Below are 23,260 nucleotides of genomic sequence, written 5' to 3' on the forward strand. Positions count from 1 at the left end.
AGGATCTGTTTATTTCTCTTTGTAAAGAACAAAATGAAAGCGCATAGCGGTTTTCACAGGCTGCTGGCCAATTTTTAATGGCTTCCAAAACTTTGAGGAACGCTGAACTATTTTGGTGATCATTTCATTAATTTTAGCATTAAACCCCTGTAAAACCGCGACGTTGCTAACCCCATCCTTTGACACGTCAAATTCGATGATCATTTCGTCTGAAACAACGCCCGGCTGCAAAAAGCGATAACCATGAAAGGCCGATGCAATGAAATTACCAAATGCCAATGATTCGTTGTCGGCGAACAGCGGCCTGGGGATAAGGAATGGCTGGGTGTTATTTACCCGGTACATGGCAAACGAAGTCGGGTAATCCGCTTTTTCATTGATTTTGCCATATTTTAAAATGATCGTACCATTATCAATTACATCGTCTGTGCTAAACTTTAAAAATTGTGCCTGGTTAACGAAATGAAAGTTGACCAGTTCGTTTTTCATATTCAGTGTACTTAAAATCAAGCTGTCTTTTGAGGCCGATTTAACGAGATATCTTTGTGATCCATACACGTACGGATCAATAACATCGACACTATATAAATCAAAGAGCGTCATGAATTCAAAACCTTCGTCAAAGGGAGCTTGTGAAATAAATACTGTATCCTGCACAAAGCTGAGCTGAAGGAAATCAATTGATTCTCCGAACCTGCCGGAGGCCGCTTTTCCAAGTGTATCCGTAATGCCGGTACAAACCCAATCGCCCTGCACTTTCTCTTGCAGCGTTTGAGCTTGGCCAGTCATAATGCCACAGAATAAAAAGAGCAACAGTTTTTTCATTGGTAGAAATTTAGCGGACTAAACGAAATAACTATTTTTTGATATTATTCCAAAGCTGTTTTAGATCATTATTTTCCGTGTAGTTTTTTTGCTTTGAAGCAGCATCCGCCGCGTTCTTAATTCTTTCCTTTGTCAGCGGGTGTGTACTTAAAAATTTGAAATACTGAACTTGTCCCTCGTTGCTTAATCTTTTGAACAGCCATTCAACTCCATGCTGATTAATCCGGTTGTTTTGAAGTGTCCTGAGCGCTTCATTATCTGCTTCCTGTTCCAGGCTTCTTGAGAAACTCAGATTGTTAAGGGTATTTGCATTATCAATCAACACTGACATAATTCCGTTGACATCGTTAAAAATCAAGGAAATAAAAATATACCCGGAAAGATTCCTGCCAATAGCCCGAAGTGAATGTTTATTGGTAACATGGGCAGTTTCATGAGCTAGTAATGCCGCCAGTTCCTCGTACTTGTTCATTTTTTCAAGGATACCTGTAAAAACGACAATCCGTCCGCCGGGCATAGCAAATGCGTTTACCTGACTACTCTCAACCACCGTAACCCTGATTGGATAATCGGTGCCAAAATTCATCTTCTTTACAAAGCTGTTGATCAATCTAGTTTGCTTCGAATTAATAATTCTTCCTGAAATATAACTTTCGTACATTCTGTCGCCTAAGCTAATTTCAGTTCCCTGAGGTATCTTTGTAATAAAAAAGCCGACGATCCCCGGTAGGATCCACAAGTAAGCGGCGCTCAATAAAACCACCAGGATAACAGAAGCGATGATCAGATTTCTCCAGCCTTTAATTTGCTGTTCGCTATTAATAGTCCTTAAAAAAGCAGCCTGTGGATATTGCTGTTTCAACTCCTCAAACAAACTACCGTCATTACATTCTAATAGTTGTTGAGGAAACTCGCCGTATCTGAAAATGAGTGTATTACCTATGTGTTCAAAGGATTTAATTTGACTGATGTGCCATTCCAATTGGAACAGCACATCAGAGTACTCATAGTCAATAAGCCAGGTTTCGGGCCTGAAAGTAACTTCGGCGGTATGCGGAACGGACGACAGACCATCGTAAAAAATAATCTTTCGTGAGTCCATCACTAAACTATTCCTATATCAAGCATATCAACAAGATCATCACCGGTCGCATCTTTATAATCTTCCTCGGTTTGCGACAATGTGTTGAAATCGACGTCCCCCATCAGGTAAACGTTATTGAAAACATACCTGAGCGTACGAACAACTACCCATGGCGTTCCAAGTCCGAACGTAAAAATTATGATGACCAGGTTAAGTGCAAAAAGCCTGAAGTAATTTCCGCCGGTTGCCACTGAGCGAAGTTCAAGCCGCTTTCCATCCTGTTCAAGTTCAATGTTTTCAACGTAAAAGTTAAATAAGTCTTTTGCGAACCAGATGAATAAATTCCGAAAGTAACGATAGTCAGCAGCGTACCGATGATTAACAATACAAAATAATCTGTTCCTGAGCCGCTGTAACCGAATTTAATATTACCAAAGCGAATATTGCTGATGATATATCGACGTAACTTAATTGTAAACCATGGAGAATAAATTCCAATCGTGATAAAAGTTAAAAAAGCACCGCCTAAAAAAAGCAATACCAGTTCTTTAAGATCGCCCCGATAGCCAAAATGGATACCACGCCATGACGACCTCGAAAGTCGATATCTCATGGAACCGTGTACAGCAATCGGAACCAGCGCGATGAATAAAATGTATGTAACCATAATTCCGGTCACTTTTACTACCGGATTACTGTTCAAACTGAACGTGATAAAAAGCCCGTAAAGAACAATGAATATTCCCACAGCTTTTAAAAAGCCTTTGAACATTTCCCTGCCCGTGCCATGGAATTTGAAGCGGCTTCCATCCAGCCAGGTATTTTCATACAGATACTTTAGCTTTTTCGCTTTCGCCCAGGGATAGTAAAATCCGAAGGTAATGATCATTAAAATTGCGTTGAGAAGATAGATACCGAAAAAATCGGCTCCGTCGCCACGGAACTCGGCCCGTGTGAACTTAGGTTCTTGATTTTCCATTTCTAATGTGATAAAGTTGGTTTGACCAAGGTATTATATTTTAAATTATAATTAAATACCTTCACGTAGAAAAATTTTCCGATATGATAAAAGACGTTAATATCCTTAAAACCGAAATTCTTTCCGACAACTGGTATGTACTAAGAAAACTTACCTATGAGTATCTAAGAAAAGATGGAAAACACATAGTACAAACCCGGGAGACTTACGACCGGGGAAATGGCGCAACGATCTTACTTTATAACCTGGAACAAAAAACGGTGATACTAACAAGGCAATTTCGTTTGCCGACATTTGTAAACGGCAATGAAACCGGGATGCTGATCGAAGCTTGCGCGGGCTTGCTCGATAAGGATAATCCGGAAGACTGCATTCGGCGAGAAACAGAAGAGGAAACCGGCTATCGGATAAACCATGTTCAGAAGATCTTTGAAGCATATATGTCTCCCGGATCCGTTACTGAGCTGCTTTACTTCTTTATTGCCGAATATTCAAAGTTGATGAAAGTAACCGATGGCGGCGGAGTTGAGCATGAAGAAGAAAACATTGAAGTGCTCGAATTGCCGTTTGATAAAGCTCTTTCAATGATCAGATCGAATGAAATTAAAGATGGCAAAACGATTATGCTGTTACAGCACCTGCGATTAAACGAGCTGTTATAAAACCTTTAATTCCAAAATTCCTTCATCCATTTATCCGAAACAGCCCTTGCTTTTTCGGGATTATCGACGACTAAAATCAACTGGTTAGCATGATCACTGTATTGAACAAGGATGTTAACATTCTCGTCAGCAAGCCGCCGGCAAAACAATCCAAGCTGCCCCGGCAGGTCTTGCCGTAATTTCTGAATGATCACTTCGTTTATCGCCAAAACGTCAAAGCCTGCATCTCCCAATACCTTCCTGGCCTTTTCAGGCTCCATTATCAAAAAATGCGCGGTAGATTTTTCATTACCGGCAAACACGCCGCCTCCCTCCAGGCTGATATTATTTGTTCCCAGTATTTCGCCCATTAATGCCAGTGAACCTGGTCTGTTTTCCAATACAATTTCAATGTCGTACATCTTAAATCAATTTATCGTGAACCGCTTTACTATCTGATGGAGCTTCGGTGCGCCGTTCCATACTATAATCACGCTGAACCAATGCCACCCTGATCCGGTAATCCTTAAATACGTTATCTCGTCCTGCTTTTTGAGCTTGCCTGTGCAATTCCAGATTCCTCCATTGAACAACGCTTTTTTCATCTTCCCAGAATGAGAGAGATAAAACTTTCTTTTGATCCGACATGCTTTGAAATCGTTCGACTGAAATGAATCCGGGAACAAAGCTTAACTGCGGTTTTAGTATTTCTGCCAGCTCTAAATAGTTATTCCATTTATCTTCAAATGGAGTAGCTTCAAAAATTACTGCTATCATCTATTTTAATTTGTTCAAAATAACTGCATCGGGTACCTTTATACTTCATTTGAAATTGAAATATGATTGCTGAGGAAAGTTTTTTAAAAATCGCTGGAATTATTGGTGAGCCGAATCGGGCGGGAATTCTGTGGGCTTTACTTGATGGAAGATCGTACACGGCCGGCGAACTGGCGCTGACCACCGGAATGTCAGTCTCGGGAGCCAGCAATCATCTATCAAAGCTGCTTGAATACGATTTGATAAAGGTTGAATCACAGGGACGGCATCGTTATTTTTCATTTTCAAGGCCGGAGGTTGCGTACGCAATCGAATCACTGGCAAATTTGCTAGAGCGCCCGGCAAAGAGAACAAGTTCTCAAACAGCAAACGGCGTAAAATTTTGCAGAAGTTGTTACGACCATTTAGCCGGTTACGTAGGAGTCAAACTCACTGAGGCTTTTGAAGATAACTTGTTGATTATGAAAAATGGGGCTGCATACTCGGTAACTCCGGAAGGCTGGAATTGGTTATCAGGATTGAATATTAACGAAAGAGAGTTTATGGATATCCGGCGGCCGTTGACACGTCAGTGCCTCGACTGGAGTGAGCGTCGGCCTCATCTCGCCGGAAAATTGGGCGCTGTATTGCTGGAAAAAATGTTAGAGAAGAACTGGTTTAAACGAATACAATTTTCACGTGAATTGCTTGTCACCTCAAAAGGGAAGCAGGAAATATACAACCGGCTGGGAATTGCCATATAAGCAACGGAACCTTATTCGTTTATCGCTTTCCAAAGCATGTCTTTTAACTCGGTCAATCCTTTTTGAGCTACCGATGATATAAAAACATATGGAATGGCAGGCAAATCTTTCTTCATCTCGGCGGTAAGTTCCTCGTCGAGCATATCGGATTTGGTGATCGCCAGCACTTTGGGCTTGTGCATAAGCTCTGGATTGTATTCCTGTAATTCTCTGAGAAGAATGGCAAACTCTTCGTTTACACTACGACTCGTGTCGGCCGGAATCATAAACAGCAATACTGAGTTACGTTCAATATGTCTGAGGAAACGGAAGCCTAATCCTTTACCTTTTGAAGCACCTTCAATGATTCCGGGAATATCAGCCATGACAAACGAGCGACTATCGCGGTAGGAAACAATACCCAGATTAGGCACCAGGGTAGTGAATGGATAATCAGCGATTTCGGGCTTAGCGGCTGATACAACAGAGAGCAAGGTTGACTTTCCGGCGTTTGGAAACCCTACCAGGCCCACATCGGCTAATACTTTTAATTCCAGTATCATCCATTCTTCCTTACCCGGTTCGCCGGGTTGCGAAAAACGCGGTGTCTGGAGTGTTGGTGTTTTGAAGTGCCAGTTGCCCAATCCGCCACGGCCGCCTGCGGTAAGAATCTTAGTTTCGCCGTCTTTTGTAATTTCAAACAATACTTCGCCGGTTTCAGCATCTTTTGCGATAGTCCCCAGCGGAACTTCGAGGATATCATCTTTACCGTTGCGTCCGGATTTAAGTCCGCTACCGCCCGGCTCGCCGTTTTCGGCGATAACATGCTTACGATATTTCAAATGCAACAGCGTCCAAACGTTGGTGCTTCCACGCAAAACGATATGTCCGCCACGGCCGCCGTCGCCGCCATCAGGTCCGCCCATCGATGTATGCTTATCTCTATGTAAATGCGCAGAACCTGCCCCTCCATGTCCGGACCGACAGCAAATCTTCACATAATCAACAAAATTGGAACCCTGAGACATATCTTATTATTTGAAACAAAAAACGCCGCCATTACGCGACGTCACGGCAAAAATTACCTTGTCGGATTACAGTGTGCTAACGACCCCTGTAATACCTTTAAAAATATCTTCTATCGAGCCAATACCTTGTATACTTGAGTATTTGCCCTGCGATTTATAAAAATTAGCCACCGGCGCTGTTTTCGAATTGTACTCGTTAATACGTTTGCGAATCACTTCGGGATTTGCGTCATCCGGCCGGCCGGAATCTTTCCCTCTCAATAGCAAGCGCCTTTCCAGTTCTTCATCGGTAACTTCAAGCGCAATCATACCGGATATCGAAGCTCCTTTTGACTCGAGCAAAGCATCTAATGCTTCGGCCTGAGTTACCGTTCTTGGAAATCCATCAAAAATAAACCCTTTCGCATCTTTATTGGCGTCAAGCTTATTGCTTATCATGCCAATTACTACTTCATCCGGAACGAGTACGCCCTGATCCATCAGCTTTTTTGCTTCAAGTCCCAGTTCTGTGCCATTTGAAATTTCGCTTCTGAGAAGATCTCCTGTCGAGAGGTGAATCAGCTGATATTTATCGATCAGCTTCTGAGATTGTGTTCCTTTACCGGCGCCCGGAGGACCAAACAAAACTAAGTTTAGCATTTAGTATCGTTTTAAAATTTAAAAAGCCTTTCCGGTTTTAAGGGCGAAAAGGCTTTGTTAATTGTGCACCCGAAGAGAGTCGAACTCCTAACCTTCTGATCCGTAGTCAGATGCTCTATCCAATTAAGCTACGGGTGCCTCCGAATTGGATTGCAAAGATAGAACTTGTTTCTAAAAGTTCTAAAAAAATTTAAAAAAACCTTCCAGCCGATTCTATACCAGCCCTTTAGATTACCTGACTATTTCTTTTATTTTCTCGAAATCGGGCAAATCTCCCGCATTTTCAAGAACTTCTGCGTAAATAACGTTCAGATCTTCATCAATTACAAAAGCCGCACGCTTTGATACTCCTTTTAATCCGAAAACAAACTCATCGTAAATAGCGCCATATGCTGCGGATACTTCTTTGTTAAAATCCGACAACAATGGGAATTGATAAGCATTTTCTTCTTTGAACTTTGCCAGTGTGAATGGTGAATCCACCGATATTCCAATGATCTGCGCACCTAATTCATCGTAATATCCAAAAGTATCGCGCATAGTACAAAGCTGCGTAGTACAAACGCCCGTAAACGCCATCGGAAAAAAGTGGATAATCAACTTCTTGCCTGCATAATCATTTAAAGAAACTTCTTTTAACTCGGAACTGTACAATTTAAAGCCGGGCGCTTTTGAGCCTGTTGTTAATGACATATATGTTTATTTATAATTTTAATTTATAATATCTGAATTCTTTAAAGAGAGCAATTGTTGCTCAACTACCTCCAGCCCTTCTTCAAAACTATGTGGCCGGTAATTAAGCTGATCAATAGCTTTGTCGAGAATAAACCCGGTACGGGCTGGCCTTTTAGCCTCCTGATTCAACGTTTCGGAAGATACAGGCGTAATTAATGATTTATCCAGATTCCAATAATCAGCAACGGCATAAACGATCTCTACAATACTCATGGAATCTTTCCCGGAAACATTATAAAGGCCGGTTATTCCGTTTTGAGCGGCATAAAGACATGCATTGGCCAGATCCTCAGCTAAAGTAGGCATACGCCACTGATCGTTAACTACCTTAATCGACCTGCCATCCTCGAGAGATGATTTGGCCCACAACACGATATTTGTCCGGCTCATATCCGGAACTATCCCGTAGACAAGGATAGTGCGAATTATGGTCCATTGGCATGACGAAGCTTTGAGGATTTCTTCGGCTTCAAATTTCGACTGGCCGTAATAACTTAACGGATTGGCATCTGCGTCTTCGTCGTATGGCCCGTTTTGTCCATCGAATACAAAATCAGTAGAAAGATGAATGAGGTGTATGTTCAGGTTTTCGCAGATACTAACGAGAGATTCAACCGCGTTGATATTCAACTTCCGGCATTGTTCTTTATCACTTTCGGCCTTATCAACGTTGGTTACCGCAGCGGTATTAATAATTACGTCGGGGTTTAGGTCTTCTATGACTGATTTGAGTTGCTTATCATCGGAGATGTCGAGCTCGCAATATGAGTAGCCGGTTTTCACAGGAAATCTATTAGCCCCTTTTGAAGTAGCCAGTAATTCAAAATCCTGAGTCTTAAGAATGTGCTCGGTGATTTTTTGTCCCAGCAAGCCGTTACTGCCTGTAACGAGAACTTTTTTCATGCCCAAAAATAGAAGAATATTACTGAACCAGACATGGCCGGACGGCTATTTGCTATCTATGCTGACGTTCGTGAATATAATCATCAACGTTAACCAATATAACGATGATAAGGATCACGAAGGCGCACCATGCCAGTGGCTGCGTAAAGAAATAATTTGCGAACTTCGACTGGTTGTTAAACCATGCAATACATAGCGTGGATACTACGAGAATTATACATAATGCCGGAACCCTGCTTCGCTTTAGTAGATTGACTGGAATTTTCATGCCGCTCACTTATTCTTGTCACCGGTTTAACACTAAATCAAAACGCTGGTTTTTAAAAATTTATTTTTGTGTAAAACAGATATGATCTGAGAAAATTTATACAAATAAATTCCATGTTTTTTTCTATGTCATAAGCTGTTTATAATTAGTTTAAAAAGGTGTTTGAAATAAGTTAATAAAACGTATTTTTGCAGACCCAAAATGGGCCTGGTTTAAAGGCCATAAATTATTGATTTATAAAAATTTTATAAACCCATATGCCAAACATTGGAAAAATAGCCCAGATCATCGGTCCGGTAGTTGACGTAAGCTTCGCTGATGATGCACACTTACCTAAGATTTATGATGCGTTAGAGATTGAAAAAGAAAACGGTCAGAAAATCATCCTTGAAGTACAGCAACATTTAGGAGAAGACCGCGTTCGTGCGATTGCAATGGACTCAACTGACGGATTGGTTCGCGGATTAAAGGTTACAGATCTTGGAAGCCCGATCAAAATGCCGATCGGCGATGATATTAAGGGACGTGTATTCAATGTTATTGGCGATGCCATTGATGGTATCGAAAATCTGGACAGAACTTCCGGCCGCCCAATTCACAACACACCTCCAAGATTTGAAGATTTATCCACTGAAACAGAAGTTCTGTTTACAGGTATCAAAGTAATCGACTTGCTTGAACCTTACGCAAAAGGTGGTAAGATTGGTTTATTTGGAGGTGCTGGCGTTGGTAAAACAGTATTAATCCAGGAATTGATCAACAACATCGCAAAGGGACACGGTGGTTTATCTGTGTTTGCGGGTGTTGGTGAGCGTACACGTGAAGGAAACGATTTACTTCGTGAGATGCTTGAATCAGGCATTATCAAATATGGTGAAGAATTCATGCACGGCATGGAAAAAGGCGAATGGAATCTTTCCAAAGTTGACAAAGATCAATTGAAAGAATCTAAAGCAACTTTCGTATTCGGACAAATGAACGAGCCTCCCGGTGCGCGTGCACGTGTTGCATTATCGGGTTTAACGATTGCGGAATATTTCCGTGACGGCGATGAAGATGGACAGGGAAAAGACATCCTTTTCTTCATCGACAACATCTTCCGTTTCACACAGGCAGGTTCTGAAGTATCCGCTCTTTTAGGCCGTATGCCTTCAGCGGTAGGTTACCAGCCAACCCTTGCTACTGAAATGGGTATGATGCAGGAACGTATTACTTCAACAAAACGTGGTTCAATTACATCTGTTCAGGCCGTTTATGTACCTGCGGATGACTTGACTGACCCTGCACCAGCGACAACATTTGCTCACCTTGATGCAACAACGGTACTTTCGCGTAAGATTGCTGAACTTGGTATTTATCCTGCGGTGGATCCTCTGGATTCTACTTCACGAATCTTAAATGCAGCAACTTTAGGCGATGAGCATTATAATACTGCACAACGTGTAAAAGAAACTTTGCAGCGTTATAAAGAATTACAGGATATTATCGCGATCCTGGGTATGGATGAGCTATCTGAAGAAGATAAACTGGTTGTTTCCAGAGCTCGTCGTGTACAGCGTTTCTTATCGCAGCCGTTCCACGTAGCAGAACAGTTTACAGGCCTTGCAGGTGTACTGGTTGATATCAAAGATACCATCAAAGGATTCAACATGATCATGGATGGCGAAGTGGATGAATATCCTGAAGCTTCTTTCAATCTTGTTGGAACTATTGAAGACGCCATTGCAAAAGGGAAAAAGTTATTAGCTGAAGCAAATAGTTAGATTTGAATACAGAGATATGAGCTATGAGAACGAGAGGCATTTGTCTCGAATTTCATATCTCAAATCTCACATCTGAATAACATGACATTAGAGATATTAACACCAGACAAAACTGTTTATGAAGGAGAAGTTATCTCGGTAACTGTTCCTGGAACATCTGGTTCATTTGAAGTTTTGAAAAACCACGCTCCTATTATTTCTACATTAGAAGACGGGAACGTTATAATCCGCACTTCAGCAAAAGATGAGCAGGTAATGTATATAAAAGGTGGTGTGATTGAAGCTTATCATAACAAAGTGGTAGTTCTTGCCGAAGGTTTAGGTTAAGCGATAAAATAAGATTAAAAAATGCCGGTTTGGAAATCCTGAACCGGCATTTTTTTTGCGTTTTTTTCATTTCATCCCCCGTTTTCACGCAGAAAAATCGCAATTTCCTATTGTTCAGTTAATGTTTTGAACCGTATACCGATTTCAACTTTGGTATAGCATCCAAAATATATTACATATATTAGCTTTTATAAAAGACATTTATTTGACAATTGCGCCATTCGACAGAATTTAATATCAAATTTAAAATAAATCGAAAAGCTATTGCCCAAACAGATTGAACTAACTAATTTGAAATTATTGAATGAGGCATTTGCGAGCCATGTATTATCCATGTAAGATATGTGGGGCAATATCATTACCAAACCAGTTAAAAATGAATCCGGCCCGATAAAATTATACTTATCGTCTATAGAGAAAATATATGAATCCACTGATTGATAACGAAACAACCGAAGCTGTTGAATTGAACAAATACAGCAAAGTACTAACCCAGGATCCGACGCAGCCTGCCGCCCAGGCCATGTTATATGGAATCGGCTTGACCGAGGAAGATATGGACAAAGCACAGGTAGGAATCGCCAGTATGGGTTATGACGGCAACACCTGCAATATGCACCTGAACGATCTTGCGAAGATTGTTAAGGAAGGTGTGTGGAAGGAAAATCTCGTCGGTCTGATCTTCAATACAATTGGCGTGAGTGATGGTATGAGCAACGGAACTGAAGGCATGCGCTATTCGCTTGTCAGCCGTGATGTAATCGCCGATTCAATTGAAACTGTTTGCGGAGCCCAGTATTATGATGCGGTAATCGGGTTGCCCGGGTGCGACAAAAATATGCCTGGAACGATAATGGCGATGGGCCGTTTGAATCGCCCATCGATCATGGTTTACGGTGGAACGATCAAACCTGGCCACTATAAAGGCGAAGATTTAAACATTGTGTCAGCGTTTGAGGCTTTGGGCAAAAAGATAGCCGGTACCATTAATGATATCGATTTTAAGGAAGTTGTAAAAAATGCCTGTCCGAGTGCTGGCGCATGCGGTGGCGTTTACACAGCAAATACCATGGCGGCGGCTATCGAGGCTTTGGGGATGAGCCTTCCATACTCCTCGTCAAATCCGGCATTAAGTGAAGAAAAGAAAAAAGAATGTCTGGCTGCCGGAGAAGCTATCAAACTTTTATTGGAGCGCGATATAAAGCCGTCCGACATCATGACTCGTAAAGCGTTTGAAAATGCTATTGTCACCATTATGGTTTTGGGAGGATCAACGAACGCCGTGCTGCATTTGATCGCTATGGCCAAAAGTGTCGACGTACCTTTAACACAGGATGATTTTCAAGAAATCAGCAACCGCATTCCGGTATTGGCGGATATGAAACCAAGCGGAAAGTACATGATGGAAGATCTTCATAACGTTGGCGGTGTACCATCTGTGATGAAATATTTGCTTAGAAAAGGCTGGTTGCATGGCGAATGCATTACGGTAACAGGAAAAACTATAGCCGAAAATCTGGAAAACGTTCCAGACTTTGACTTTGACGCTCAAAAAGTCATTATGCCGGCGGAAACGCCGATCAAAGCAACAGGCCATCTTAATATACTTTACGGAAATCTTGCCGAAGGCGGAAGCGTGGCCAAGATCAGCGGAAAAGAAGGCGAGCGTTTCAGCGGACCAGCACGTGTGTTTGATGGTGAGTTTGCATTAGTTGACGGGATTTTAAGCGGACGTGTTAAGCCGGGCGACGTAGTGGTTATACAAAACGTCGGTCCGAAAGGCGCGCCCGGAATGCCGGAAATGTTAAAGCCAACCTCAGCAATTTTCGGAGCTGGCCTGGGAAGTTCAGTTGCCTTAATTACCGACGGCCGTTTTAGCGGCGGAACCCACGGCTTTGTAGTTGGACACATCACTCCGGAATCTTTCGACGGCGGTTTAATCGGCCTGGTTAAAGATGATGACCCTATTGAGATTGATGCGATCAAACGCACTATTGAACTGAAAGTTTCAGACGAAGAAATCGCTGCCCGCCGTGCGGCTTGGGTTCAGCCTGAACTTCGCGTTAAAAAAGGAATACTTTATAAATATGCGAAACAAGTAACCACAGCTGCCGAAGGTTGCGTTACGGATGCTTAAATAGAAATAATAAAGGAAGATAGGAAACGGAGAATAGTTAATAGACAGCAGGTAGCAGATTGAAACCTGACGCCAGATACCTTAAAAATAACCATACCAAACAATAAAATAATGGAAGTTGCACAACAGGAAAAAGCAGTAGCCGAAACAAAGAAAACTCAAAAAGTTTCAGGTTCGGTGGCATTGCTTGAAGCTTTAATTGCAGAAGGTACCGAAACGATTTTCGGTTACCCGGGAGGTGCTATCATGCCGATTTATGATGCCCTTTATGATTACAATGACAAGCTGAACCATGTCCTGGTCAGACACGAGCAGGGAGGAATTCATGCCGGGCAAGGATACGCACGCTCATCCGGTAAAGTCGGTGTAGTGTTCGCAACAAGCGGCCCTGGCGCTACTAACCTGGTTACCGGTTTGGCTGATGCTCAGATTGACAGCACTCCCCTCGTTTGTATTACCGGTCAGGTTTTTGCTCATTTGCTGGGAACTGACGCGTTCCAGGAGACAGACGTGATTAATATTACCACGCCTGTTACCAAATGGAACTACCAGGTAACCGATGCAAATGAAATTCCGGAAGTGATCGCAAAGGCTTTTTATATCGCAAAAAGCGGAAGACCAGGCCCGGTGTTGATAGATATTACAAAAAATGCGCAGATCCAGCAATTCGACTTCGCCGGATACGAGCCATGTAATCATATACGCAGCTATCGTCCGAAACCTATTATTCGTAAAGAATATATTGAACAGGCAGCTAACCTTATTAATGCCGCGAAGAAACCATTCATCATTTGGGGACAAGGCGTTATTCTGGGAAAAGCGGAGCAGGAATTTAAGGCGTTAGTTGAAAAGAGCGGAATCCCTGCGGCCTGGACTATTATGGGAGCCGGTGCAATTTCTACTGAACATCCACTTAACGTGGGAATGCTGGGAATGCACGGAAATTACGGGCCAAACGTTTTAACCAATGAATGCGATGTGCTAATCGCTATTGGAATGCGCTTCGACGACCGTGTTACAGGCAGACTGGACAAATATGCGAAACAGGCAAAAGTTGTTCACCTCGATATTGATCCGGCCGAAATTGATAAAAACGTTCACACGGAAGTTCCGGTTTGGGGAGATTGCAAAGAGACTATTCCTTTGCTTACCACGCTATTAGAACAAAAAGAGCATACATCATGGCTGGAAAGATTCCGCGATTACACCAGGCAGGAAGTTGAAGCGGTAATCAATGAGGAATTGAATCCTTCAACGGAGGAAATGACCATGGGTGAAGTTATCCGCGAATTAAACGACCTGACAGATGGCGACGGGGTTATAGTAACAGATGTCGGACAGCATCAGATGGTTGCCTGTCGTTACGCGAAATTCAATAAAACGCGAAGCAATGTTACCAGCGGTGGTTTAGGAACTATGGGTTTTGCTCTTCCGGCAGCTATTGGGGCGAAGTTTGGAACGCCCGACAGACCGGTTATAGCAATTATAGGCGACGGCGGTTTCCAAATGACGATTCAGGAATTAGGAACCATCATGCAAACGGGTGTTGATGTAAAAATCATCATCCTGAATAACCGGTTCCTCGGCATGGTTCGTCAATGGCAGGAACTTTTCAATGAACGGCGTTACTCATTTGTCGATATTCAAAGCCCCGACTTTGTTAAGGTCGCCGGCGGATATGGCATACCGGGCAAAACGGTTGGAAAACGCGATGATCTCAAATCCTCATTAAAAGAAATGATTGAAAGTAAAGGGTCTTTCCTGCTTGAGATCATGGTAACTAAAGAAAACAATGTATTCCCGATGGTTCCACAAGGTTGCAGCGTAAGCGAAATCAGGTTAAAATAGTTTAATAAACGCACAATGAGCACGTTAAATAATTCAGGCGAGCCTGATAAGAAGGAATTCACATTCACTGTTTACACCGAAAACCAAATCGGTCTGTTAAACCGGATAGCCATAATTTTTTCCAGAAGAAAAATCAATATCGACAGCTTAAACACCTCGCCTTCAGAGATTGAAAGCATCCATCGTTTTAACATTGTTATTAATGAAACTGAAGATGTTGTTCGTAAATTAGCTCGACAAATCGAGAAACAGGTTGAAGTTCTGAAGGTGTATTACAATACAAATGAAGATATTATCTGGCAGGAAATGGCACTCTATAAAGTACCTACCGACGATATTGCCGAGAAGGTTAGTGTTGAGCGCCTTCTTCGTGAAAACGGAGCCAGGGCGGTGGTAATTCGAAAAGACTATACGGTGTTCGAAACAACCGGCCACCGCGAAGAGACTGACGCGCTCATCCAGGTATTGCAGCCTTACGGGTTAATTGAATTCGTCCGCAGCGCTCGTGTAGCAATTATTAAAGATAGCGAAGGCTTCAACCGCAAATTACGTGAATTCGAGCGCCTTGAACCTGGCGAAGACGTCATTGAAAACGAATTCCTGAATAAACGGGATAAGGTCTTTACAATGTAAGCGAGTAAAGATTTAAAGACTAAGGAATTAAAGAACAACTATGGCTGACAGTTGATCCTGACAGTAACACCTAAAAAATAAACAACAAACTAATAGGCGTAAGCCAAACAACAAACCAAAAACATGGCAAAATTAAATTTCGGCGGAGTTGAAGAGAATGTGATAACCCGCGAAGAATTTCCGCTATCAAAAGCGCAGGAAGTATTAAAAAATGAAACTGTAGCAGTTATCGGTTACGGTGTGCAAGGTCCGGGCCAGGCGTTGAACCAAAAAGATAACGGTATTAATGTAATCGTTGGTCAGCGTAAAAATTCTAAAAGCTGGGATAAAGCTGTGCGCGACGGCTTTGTACCGGGCGAAACTCTTTTCGAAATCGAGGAAGCTTTGGAAAAAGGCACCATAATTTGTTACCTTTTAAGTGACGCTGCTCAGATCGCATTATGGCCAACTGTAAAGAAAAACCTTACCGCCGGTAAAGCACTATATTTCTCACATGGCTTCGGTATTACCTTTAATGAGCAAACCGGCATCATCCCTCCTGCTGACGTTGATGTATTTTTGGTTGCGCCAAAAGGATCAGGAACTTCATTGCGTCGCATGTTCTTGGAAGGACGCGGCTTAAATTCAAGCTATGCTATCTTCCAGGACGCAACCGGCCGCGCAAAGGAACGTGTTACTGCATTAGGCATTGCTGTTGGCAGCGGCTACCTGTTCGAAACTGATTTCAAAAAAGAAGTATATAGCGATTTAACTGGTGAGCGTGGTACGTTAATGGGATGTATTCAAGGTATTTTTGCTGCCCAGTACGAAGTATTGCGTTCAAAAGGCCATACTCCTTCCGAAGCATTCAACGAAACCGTTGAAGAACTAACTCAATCGTTGATGCCACTGGTTGCCGAAAACGGAATGGATTGGATGTATGCAAACTGCTCAACAACGGCGCAACGTGGTGCACTTGACTGGTGGAAGAAATTTAAAGACGCTACTAAACCTGTTTTCGAGGAATTGTATGACAGCGTAGCTACAGGCAAAGAATCACAGCGTTCAATTGATTCAAACAGCCAGACTGATTACCGTGAAAAACTTGACGCTGAATTAGCTGAACTTCGTGATAGTGAAATGTGGCAGGCCGGTAAAACTGTCCGCAGCTTACGTCCGGAAAATCAAGCCGTCGAAGCATAAAAGGAACTAATGAGAGTGACGCAAACATTGGAATAATTGTCATGTTGAGTGTAGTCGAAACATCTGTTGCCAAATAAACGGACCCTTCGACTCAGCTCACGGTGACAACAGTTTCGCGTTACTCTCATTCAAAATAAATGGCTTTAAAAATCGTATAATTTATACCAGATTTGCCGATTATAAAATTTAAAAATTCATGTTACACGATCCAAACCGCATATTCGTTTTTGACACAACGCTTCGCGATGGCGAGCAGGTGCCAGGCTCACAACTGACAACTCCTGAAAAGATAATCATTGGTGAGGCGCTGGAAGCACTGGGCGTTGATGTTATCGAAGCGGGATTCCCGATTTCCAGTCCGGGAGATTTTACCAGCGTAGTTGAGCTGTCAAAAGCAGTTCGCGAACCGATTATTTGCGCCCTTACCCGCGCCAATAAAGGCGACATTGATTGTGCCGCCGAAGCGCTGAAATATGCAAAACATCCACGCATTCATACCGGAATCGGATCATCCGATATGCACATTAAATACAAATTCAATAGTACCCGTGAGGCTATTTTGGAACGTGCCGCAGACGCCGTAAAATATGCCAAGCAATTTGTAGAGGATATTGAATTTTATGCGGAAGATGCAGGAAGAGCTGATAATGTTTATCTGGCTCAAATGATCGAAGCCGTTATTGCCGCAGGTGCAACAGTAGTTAATATCCCGGATACAAATGGGTATTGCCTGCCGGAGCAATACGGGGCCAAGATCCGTTTTCTTAAAGAAAATGTAAAAAATATTGACAAGGCCGTTATCTCGGTACATTGCCACAATGACTTAGGTTTGGCTACTGCAAACAGCATTGCAGGTTTGCAGAACGGCGCGCGCCAGGTTGAGTGTACTATCAACGGTATCGGCGAACGCGCAGGCAATACATCGCTGGAAGAAGTAGTGATGATCTTGAAAACACATCAGCTGAATCTTCATACAAACGTCAATAGCAAGCATTTATCTAAGCTAAGTCATATGGTTAGCCGGATGATGCGAATGCCTGTCCAGCCGAACAAAGCTATCGTTGGCAAAAATGCATTTGCACACAGTTCAGGCATTCACCAGGATGGTGTATTGAAACACCGTGAAAATTATGAGATCATCAATCCAGAAGATGTTGGGATTGATTCCTCAGAAATCATTTTAACCGCCCGCAGCGGACGCCACGCCTTAAAGCACCATCTTGAAAGATTGGGCTATGACAATGAGCGCATTGATCTGGACCAGGTTTATCAGAATTTCCTGGCAATGGCCGATGTTAAGAAAGAGATCAAGGATGACGATTTACTGGAATTGATGGGTGTTGAGACTGAAAATAATTTCAAAAACGGCATCAAGATCAATATGCTGCAAGTTAGCTGCGGTGATCAAAGCGCGCCTGAAGCAATTGTAAAATTAAATTACAATGGATCAGACCATGAAGGTTCGGCCACAGGCAACGGCCCGGTTAGCGCTACAATTAAAGCAATCGAAACCATACTTGGACATTCATACGAGATCAAGGAATTTAATATCCATTCGATTCATGGCGGCAGCGACGATGTAAGTAAGGTAGACATGCGGGTAATGCATAATGATCAATCGTACATGGGCTATGGTTTTAGCACGGATATCGTGAGAGCTTCTGCTAACGCGTACCTGGACGCTTTAAATAAATTTGTATAATCAGCACGAATAGTGCTTAAAATAAAAGCTATAAAAAATGAGCAAGACATTATTTGACAAGGTGTGGGACACGCATGTTGTACGGAAAATCGAGGGTGGGCCTGATGTGTTATTTATTGATCGTCATTTAATACACGAAGTTACCAGCCCCGTTGCCTTTTTGGGCTTAAAAAACAGGGGCGTAAAAGTTTTATATCCTGAACGGACATTTGCTACGGCAGATCACAATACTCCGACAATAAACCAGCATTTGCCGGTTGCTGATCCTCTTTCGGCAAACCAGTTACAGGCACTCGAAAACAACTCGAAAGAATACGGAATCAGCCACTGGGGATTAGGTCACCGTAAAAATGGCATCGTCCACGTTGTTGGTCCCGAATATGGAATTACGCAACCCGGAGCTACGATTGTATGCGGTGATTCGCACACTTCGACTCACGGAGCTTTCGGAGCTATCGCTTTTGGTATCGGAACGTCTGAGGTTGAGATGGTTCTTTCGACGCAGTGTATTATGCAGCCTAAGCCAAAAAGTATGCGTATTAACGTAACCGGAGAGCTGAATAAAGGCGTTACACCTAAAGATGTGGCACTGTTCATCATTTCAAAACTGACGACATCCGGCGCAACAGGTTATTTCGTAGAATATGCGGGCGAGGTTTTCGAGAAAATGACTATGGAAGGCCGCATGACGGTTTGTAACCTGAGTATCGAGATGGGTGCGCGCGGCGGGATGATCGCTCCGGATGAAACCACATTTAACTACGTGAGAGGACGTGAGTTTTCACCGAAAGAAGAAGCATGGGATAAAGCGATGGCATACTGGAAAACATTAAAATCTGATCCTGATGCAACATTTGATAAAGAGTTGACTTTCGACGGTTCCACTATAGAACCAATGATCACTTATGGAACCAATCCCGGAATGGGAATGGGCATCTCAAATCATATTCCCGATGCGGAAGATGTGGAAGGCGGAGTTGCTACCTACGAAAAGTCATTAGGCTATATGGGCTTCCATGAAGGTGATTCTATGATTGGCAAAAAGATCGATTATGTTTTTGTGGGAAGCTGCACTAATGGACGAATCGAAGATTTCCGCGCATTTGCTTCGCTAATTAAAGGAAAGAAAAAAGCGGACGATGTAACCGTCTGGCTGGTTCCCGGATCACACATTGTTGAATCGCAGATCAAAGAAGAAGGAATTCTGGACATTTTGACGGAAGCAGGTTTTTCGCTGCGTCAGCCAGGTTGCTCGGCATGCCTTGCAATGAACGACGATAAAGTTCCTGCCGGAAAATACGCGGTTAGCACATCCAACAGAAATTTTGAAGGACGACAAGGTCCCGGCGCACGTACGATGCTTGCCAGCCCGCTGGTTGCCGCAGCGGCAGCTATAACCGGGAAAGTAACCGATCCGCGAACCTTAATCTAATACGACGCAACGCGTTCAATTAAAAGAATAAAATGGCTTACGATAAATTCAACATATTACAAAGTACTGCGGTTCCTCTTCCTATCGAGAATGTGGATACCGATCAGATTATTCCTGCCCGCTTTCTGAAAGCTACAGAGCGTGTAGGTTTTGGCGACAATCTATTCAGAGACTGGCGTTACAATGCCGACAACACTCCAAAACAGGATTTCGTATTGAACGATTCTTTGTACAGCGGAAAGATCCTGGTGGGCGGAAAAAATTTCGGCTCCGGGTCATCACGCGAACACGCTGCCTGGGCAGTTTACGATTATGGGTTCCGTTGCGTTGTTTCGAGTTTCTTTGCGGATATATTCCGGAATAACTGTTTGAATATTGGCGTTTTGCCTGTTCAGGTTAGTCCTGAATTCCTTGAGAAAATATTCAAAGCTATTTACGATAATCCTAAAACCGAGCTGGAAGTTAATCTTCCCGAACAGCGTATAACTTTGCTTGCAAGCGGCGAATCGGAAAGCTTCGACATTAACAGCTATAAAAAAGATAATATGCTGAATGGCTTTGACGATATCGATTATCTGCAAAATATAAAAACAGAGATCCAGGAATTCGCTACTCACCTCCCACTTTAAATTAAAGATTTGCTAAATAAAGTCGATTTATGAAATATATTTCGACTTTGATCAATGTGACAAGATAGCTAACCGATTAATAGCATAAGACCTAGCCCACAATGACCAAAAGGAAAATCGAAATAATGGATACGACACTGCGCGATGGCGAACAAACATCGGGCGTATCCTTCTCTATTTCGGACAAGTTAACCATTACCCAACTGCTGATCGAAGAATTGCAGGTTGATCGTGTTGAGATCGCCTCAGCCCGTGTTTCTGAAGGCGAATTTGAGGCTGTAAAAGCGGTAATGGAATGGGCCGAGTCTAATGGCTACACTGAGAAAATCGAAGTATTGTCGTTCGTAGATAATGGCGTGTCAATCGACTGGATGGTTAACGCTGGTGTGCGTGTACAAAATCTGTTGACTAAAGGCTCGTTGAATCACCTTACCTATCAGCTAAAAAAGACCCCGGAACAACATTTTTCAGAAATTGCTCAAGTCATCAAGGTTTCTCATGACAAGAATATCGAGACAAACGTTTACCTGGAAGATTGGAGCAACGGAATGCGCAGCTCACGCGAATATGTTCTCCAATATTTAGATTTTCTGGCGACGCAGCCTATAAAAAGAGTTTTACTTCCGGATACGCTAGGCATCTTAACTCCATCAGAGACATTTGACTTTATTTCATTACTACGTTCAAAATATCCCAAGTTGCACTTTGATTTTCACGCCCACAATGACTACGACCTTGGAACGGCGAATGTTCTCGAGGCCGTTAAAGCTGGTGCCAACGGTTTACATTTAACCGTGAATGGCATGGGAGAACGTGCTGGGAATGCGCCTTTGGCCAGCGCGGTGGCTGTGATAAATGATTTTCTTCCTGAAGTTGAAATTAATTTAATAGAGTCGTCGATCTATAAAGTCAGCAAGCTGGTTGAAACCTTTTCGCGGGTAAGAATTCCGGCGAACAAGCCGATTGTTGGTGATAATGTTTTCACACAGACAGCAGGTATTCATGCCGACGGCGACAACAAAAAGAATTTATATTTTAACGATCTGTTGCCGGAACGTTTCGGCAGGAAACGTAAATATGCCTTGGGCAAAACTTCAGGAAAAGCTAACATTGAGAAAAACCTACAGGAACTTGGACTAAAACTAAACGACGACGATTTGAAACGCGTAACACAGCGTGTTATCGAATTAGGTGATAAAAAGGAAACTGTAACGCAAGAGGATTTACCTTACATCATTTCCGACGTTTTGGATAGTAAGCTTTACGAAGAAAAGGTGGTCGTGGAATCGTATGTTTTAACAAACTCGAAAGGGCTCAGACCTTCGGCTACAATTTCAGTCTGCATTGAAGGGAAGTTAATCGAGACCAACGCACAGGGTGACGGACAATTTGATGCGTTTATGAATGCGCTCAGCAAAGTATACGACGAGAAGAACTTGACTTTGCCCAAGCTGATCGACTATGCCGTAAGAATTGCGCCGGGAAGTGATTCCGACGCCTTATGCGAAACCATTATCACCTGGGAAACGGAAAATAAAACTTTTATAACTCGTGGATTGGATTCTGATCAGACAGTTTCTGCGATAAAATCTGCTCAAAAGATGCTGAATATCATATAACCAGTAAGTAAAAGGCTGCCATATGCCGAAGCAATCAATTTTAAACCTGGTTGAAGCGACACCCTGGAACGAAGCCGGGAAATGTGGGATGAGTGAGGAGTACGCGGAAAACGGGGCCGCCACAACCGATGAAAATCAGTTTTTGCTTTTCTAATTAAAGTGGTTCAACAACTTGATTTGCGATTTTTAACCATCATAACATTATTACGACGTTACATTTAAAATCTAAAAATACTCAACGATTCAAACTAAACTATAAAAATGAAACTAAATATCGCCCTTCTGGCCGGAGACGGAATAGGCCCTGAGGTAATCGATCAGGCCGTAAAAGTATCGGACGCTGTCGCTAAAAAATTCGGGCACGAGATTAATTGGACATCAGCTTTGACGGGCGCCTGCGCGATCGACGCGGTTGGCGAACCTTATCCCGACGAGACTCATGAAATCTGTATGGCTGCTGACGCCGTTTTATTTGGCGCTATCGGACACCCACGGTTTGATAACGATCCCAAAGCGACGGTTCGCCCTGAGCAGGGTTTACTGAAAATGCGCAAGAAATTGGGTTTGTACGCAAATGTACGCCCAACATTTACATTCCCTTCTTTGATTGACAATTCGCCATTAAAAAGAGAACGGATTGAAGGAACAGATCTTATTATTCTACGTGAGCTTACCGGCGGAATTTATTTCGGCGAGCGAGGCAGAAAAGATGACGGAAACACCGCTTTTGATACCTGCACCTACACGCGCGAAGAAATCCAGCGCCTGGCGAAATTAGGATTTGAAATGGCAATGACACGCGGAAAAAAACTTTGCTGTGTTGATAAAGCCAATGTTTTGGAAAGCTCACGTTTATGGCGTGAAACCGTCCAGGATATGGAAAAGGATTTCCCTGAAGTGACCGTTTCTTATGAGTTTGTGGATGCAGTTGCGATGCGTTTGGTTCAATGGCCAAGTTCATACGATGTGATTATCACCGAAAACTTGTTCGGCGATATTTTAACAGATGAAGCTTCGGTTATTTCAGGATCAATGGGATTGATGCCATCTGCTTCGGTTGGCGTTCATACATCCTTATACGAACCGATCCACGGATCATATCCTCAAGCCGCAGGAAAAGATATTGCTAACCCTTTAGCGACTGTTTTGTCTGCCGCAATGATGTTTGAAGATGCTTTTGGATTGAAAGAAGAGGCTGAAGCAATTCGTGCGGTGGTTAATAAATCGCTTGCCGAAGGAATTGTAACGGAAGATCTCGCTGGTAAAAATAAAACCTACAAAACCAGCGAAGTTGGAGATTGGCTGGCAGCACATATTTAAAAGCATAAAAAAAATAAGTTGAAACCGTTGCTGAGATGTCAGCAACGGTTTTTTATTAATAAAATAT

At 42.8% G+C, this 23,260-nt stretch carries 25 protein-coding genes and 1 tRNA gene; 14 read left to right on the plus strand and 12 right to left on the minus strand.

Annotated elements, in window-relative coordinates; all coding sequences use genetic code 11:
* Positions 1-9: 9 nt before the first annotated feature.
* From GS399_RS07060 to GS399_RS07070, 4 genes are read right to left on the minus strand one after another with little or no spacing between them, the layout of a single operon-like run.
* A complete protein-coding gene (locus GS399_RS07060) occupies positions 10-825 on the minus strand; it encodes a hypothetical protein (RefSeq protein WP_160843921.1) in 816 nt (271 codons plus the stop codon).
* A gap of 31 nt (positions 826-856) precedes the next feature.
* Positions 857-1,927 (minus strand): M48 family metallopeptidase, encoded by a 1,071-nt coding sequence (locus tag GS399_RS07065; RefSeq protein ID WP_160843922.1) that lies wholly within the window; start codon positions 1,925-1,927, stop codon positions 857-859.
* Positions 1,928-1,929: 2 nt separating this feature from the next.
* Complete coding sequence (locus tag GS399_RS20640; protein WP_369410110.1) at positions 1,930-2,202, minus strand: DUF898 family protein; 273 nt, start codon at positions 2,200-2,202, stop codon at positions 1,930-1,932.
* Positions 2,106-2,888 carry a YjgN family protein gene (locus GS399_RS07070; protein WP_202409398.1) on the minus strand — a complete coding sequence of 261 codons (783 nt, stop codon included), beginning with the start codon at positions 2,886-2,888 and terminating at the stop codon, positions 2,106-2,108. Before GS399_RS07070 ends, GS399_RS20640 begins: the two co-directional genes overlap by 97 nt.
* A gap of 83 nt (positions 2,889-2,971) precedes the next feature.
* On the opposite strand from GS399_RS07070, the gene nudK reads away from it, so the two are divergent.
* The gene (gene nudK / locus GS399_RS07075; RefSeq protein ID WP_160843923.1) at positions 2,972-3,550 is read left to right on the plus strand and encodes a GDP-mannose pyrophosphatase NudK; all 579 of its coding nucleotides are present in this window, start codon (positions 2,972-2,974) and stop codon (positions 3,548-3,550) included.
* A gap of 5 nt (positions 3,551-3,555) precedes the next feature.
* Here nudK and GS399_RS07080 read toward each other — a convergent pair whose 3' ends face one another.
* Complete coding sequence (locus GS399_RS07080) at positions 3,556-3,951, minus strand: ACT domain-containing protein (protein ID WP_160843924.1); 396 nt, start codon at positions 3,949-3,951, stop codon at positions 3,556-3,558.
* Position 3,952: 1 nt separating this feature from the next.
* Positions 3,953-4,306: an antibiotic biosynthesis monooxygenase family protein gene (locus tag GS399_RS07085; RefSeq protein WP_160843925.1), complete on the minus strand. Its 354-nt coding sequence runs from the start codon at positions 4,304-4,306 to the stop codon at positions 3,953-3,955.
* A 62-nt stretch (positions 4,307-4,368) separates the two neighbouring features.
* On the opposite strand from GS399_RS07085, the gene GS399_RS07090 reads away from it, so the two are divergent.
* A complete protein-coding gene (locus GS399_RS07090; protein ID WP_160843926.1) occupies positions 4,369-5,049 on the plus strand; it encodes an ArsR/SmtB family transcription factor in 681 nt (226 codons plus the stop codon).
* 11 nt (positions 5,050-5,060) lie between these two features.
* Here the strand turns inward: GS399_RS07090 and obgE are convergent, their stop codons facing one another.
* The 6 genes from obgE to GS399_RS07120 form a co-directional block, all read right to left on the minus strand.
* The gene (obgE, locus tag GS399_RS07095) at positions 5,061-6,056 is read right to left on the minus strand and encodes a GTPase ObgE (RefSeq protein WP_160843927.1); all 996 of its coding nucleotides are present in this window, start codon (positions 6,054-6,056) and stop codon (positions 5,061-5,063) included.
* Positions 6,057-6,122: 66 nt separating this feature from the next.
* Positions 6,123-6,695 carry an adenylate kinase gene (locus GS399_RS07100; RefSeq protein WP_160843928.1) on the minus strand — a complete coding sequence of 191 codons (573 nt, stop codon included), beginning with the start codon at positions 6,693-6,695 and terminating at the stop codon, positions 6,123-6,125.
* 64 nt (positions 6,696-6,759) lie between these two features.
* Positions 6,760-6,833, minus strand: a tRNA-Arg gene (locus GS399_RS07105).
* Positions 6,834-6,926: 93 nt separating this feature from the next.
* Positions 6,927-7,388 carry a redoxin domain-containing protein gene (locus GS399_RS07110; RefSeq protein ID WP_160843929.1) on the minus strand — a complete coding sequence of 154 codons (462 nt, stop codon included), beginning with the start codon at positions 7,386-7,388 and terminating at the stop codon, positions 6,927-6,929.
* A gap of 18 nt (positions 7,389-7,406) precedes the next feature.
* A complete protein-coding gene (locus GS399_RS07115; protein ID WP_160843930.1) occupies positions 7,407-8,333 on the minus strand; it encodes an SDR family oxidoreductase in 927 nt (308 codons plus the stop codon).
* Positions 8,334-8,385: 52 nt separating this feature from the next.
* Complete coding sequence (locus GS399_RS07120) at positions 8,386-8,601, minus strand: hypothetical protein (protein ID WP_160843931.1); 216 nt, start codon at positions 8,599-8,601, stop codon at positions 8,386-8,388.
* Positions 8,602-8,858: 257 nt separating this feature from the next.
* Here GS399_RS07120 and atpD point away from each other — a divergent pair, with 257 nt between their 5' ends.
* The 12 genes from atpD to leuB all read left to right on the plus strand — a co-directional run bounded on the left by atpD (position 8,859) and on the right by leuB (position 23,193).
* Positions 8,859-10,364: a F0F1 ATP synthase subunit beta gene (gene atpD, locus GS399_RS07125; RefSeq protein ID WP_160843932.1), complete on the plus strand. Its 1,506-nt coding sequence runs from the start codon at positions 8,859-8,861 to the stop codon at positions 10,362-10,364.
* Between the two features lie 81 nt (positions 10,365-10,445).
* Positions 10,446-10,691, plus strand: a complete 246-nt coding sequence (gene atpC / locus GS399_RS07130; protein WP_160843933.1) for an ATP synthase F1 subunit epsilon — start codon at positions 10,446-10,448, stop codon at positions 10,689-10,691.
* Between the two features lie 424 nt (positions 10,692-11,115).
* Positions 11,116-12,828, plus strand: a complete 1,713-nt coding sequence (gene ilvD / locus GS399_RS07135) for a dihydroxy-acid dehydratase (RefSeq protein WP_160843934.1) — start codon at positions 11,116-11,118, stop codon at positions 12,826-12,828.
* Positions 12,829-12,939: 111 nt separating this feature from the next.
* On the plus strand, positions 12,940-14,676 hold the full coding sequence (gene ilvB / locus GS399_RS07140; protein ID WP_160843935.1) for a biosynthetic-type acetolactate synthase large subunit: 1,737 nt from the start codon (positions 12,940-12,942) through the stop codon (positions 14,674-14,676).
* A gap of 15 nt (positions 14,677-14,691) precedes the next feature.
* The gene (ilvN, locus tag GS399_RS07145; RefSeq protein ID WP_160843936.1) at positions 14,692-15,309 is read left to right on the plus strand and encodes an acetolactate synthase small subunit; all 618 of its coding nucleotides are present in this window, start codon (positions 14,692-14,694) and stop codon (positions 15,307-15,309) included.
* A gap of 123 nt (positions 15,310-15,432) precedes the next feature.
* Positions 15,433-16,491, plus strand: a complete 1,059-nt coding sequence (gene ilvC, locus GS399_RS07150; protein WP_160843937.1) for a ketol-acid reductoisomerase — start codon at positions 15,433-15,435, stop codon at positions 16,489-16,491.
* A gap of 196 nt (positions 16,492-16,687) precedes the next feature.
* Positions 16,688-18,193, plus strand: coding sequence for a 2-isopropylmalate synthase (locus GS399_RS07155; protein WP_160843938.1), 1,506 nt, complete (start codon positions 16,688-16,690; stop codon positions 18,191-18,193).
* A gap of 37 nt (positions 18,194-18,230) precedes the next feature.
* Positions 18,231-19,625: a 3-isopropylmalate dehydratase large subunit gene (gene leuC / locus GS399_RS07160; protein WP_160843939.1), complete on the plus strand. Its 1,395-nt coding sequence runs from the start codon at positions 18,231-18,233 to the stop codon at positions 19,623-19,625.
* A gap of 32 nt (positions 19,626-19,657) precedes the next feature.
* Positions 19,658-20,254: a 3-isopropylmalate dehydratase small subunit gene (gene leuD / locus GS399_RS07165; RefSeq protein WP_160843940.1), complete on the plus strand. Its 597-nt coding sequence runs from the start codon at positions 19,658-19,660 to the stop codon at positions 20,252-20,254.
* Positions 20,255-20,355: 101 nt separating this feature from the next.
* On the plus strand, positions 20,356-21,873 hold the full coding sequence (locus tag GS399_RS07170; protein WP_160843941.1) for a hydroxymethylglutaryl-CoA lyase-like TIM-barrel protein: 1,518 nt from the start codon (positions 20,356-20,358) through the stop codon (positions 21,871-21,873).
* A 22-nt stretch (positions 21,874-21,895) separates the two neighbouring features.
* Positions 21,896-22,027 carry a hypothetical protein gene (locus GS399_RS20950; RefSeq protein WP_255491573.1) on the plus strand — a complete coding sequence of 44 codons (132 nt, stop codon included), beginning with the start codon at positions 21,896-21,898 and terminating at the stop codon, positions 22,025-22,027.
* A 107-nt stretch (positions 22,028-22,134) separates the two neighbouring features.
* Positions 22,135-23,193 (plus strand): 3-isopropylmalate dehydrogenase, encoded by a 1,059-nt coding sequence (gene leuB, locus GS399_RS07175; RefSeq protein ID WP_160843942.1) that lies wholly within the window; start codon positions 22,135-22,137, stop codon positions 23,191-23,193.
* Positions 23,194-23,260 lie beyond the last annotated feature (67 nt).

It is taken from the genome of Hufsiella arboris, assembly GCF_009834875.1.
GTDB lineage: Bacteria > Bacteroidota > Bacteroidia > Sphingobacteriales > Sphingobacteriaceae > Hufsiella_A > Hufsiella_A arboris.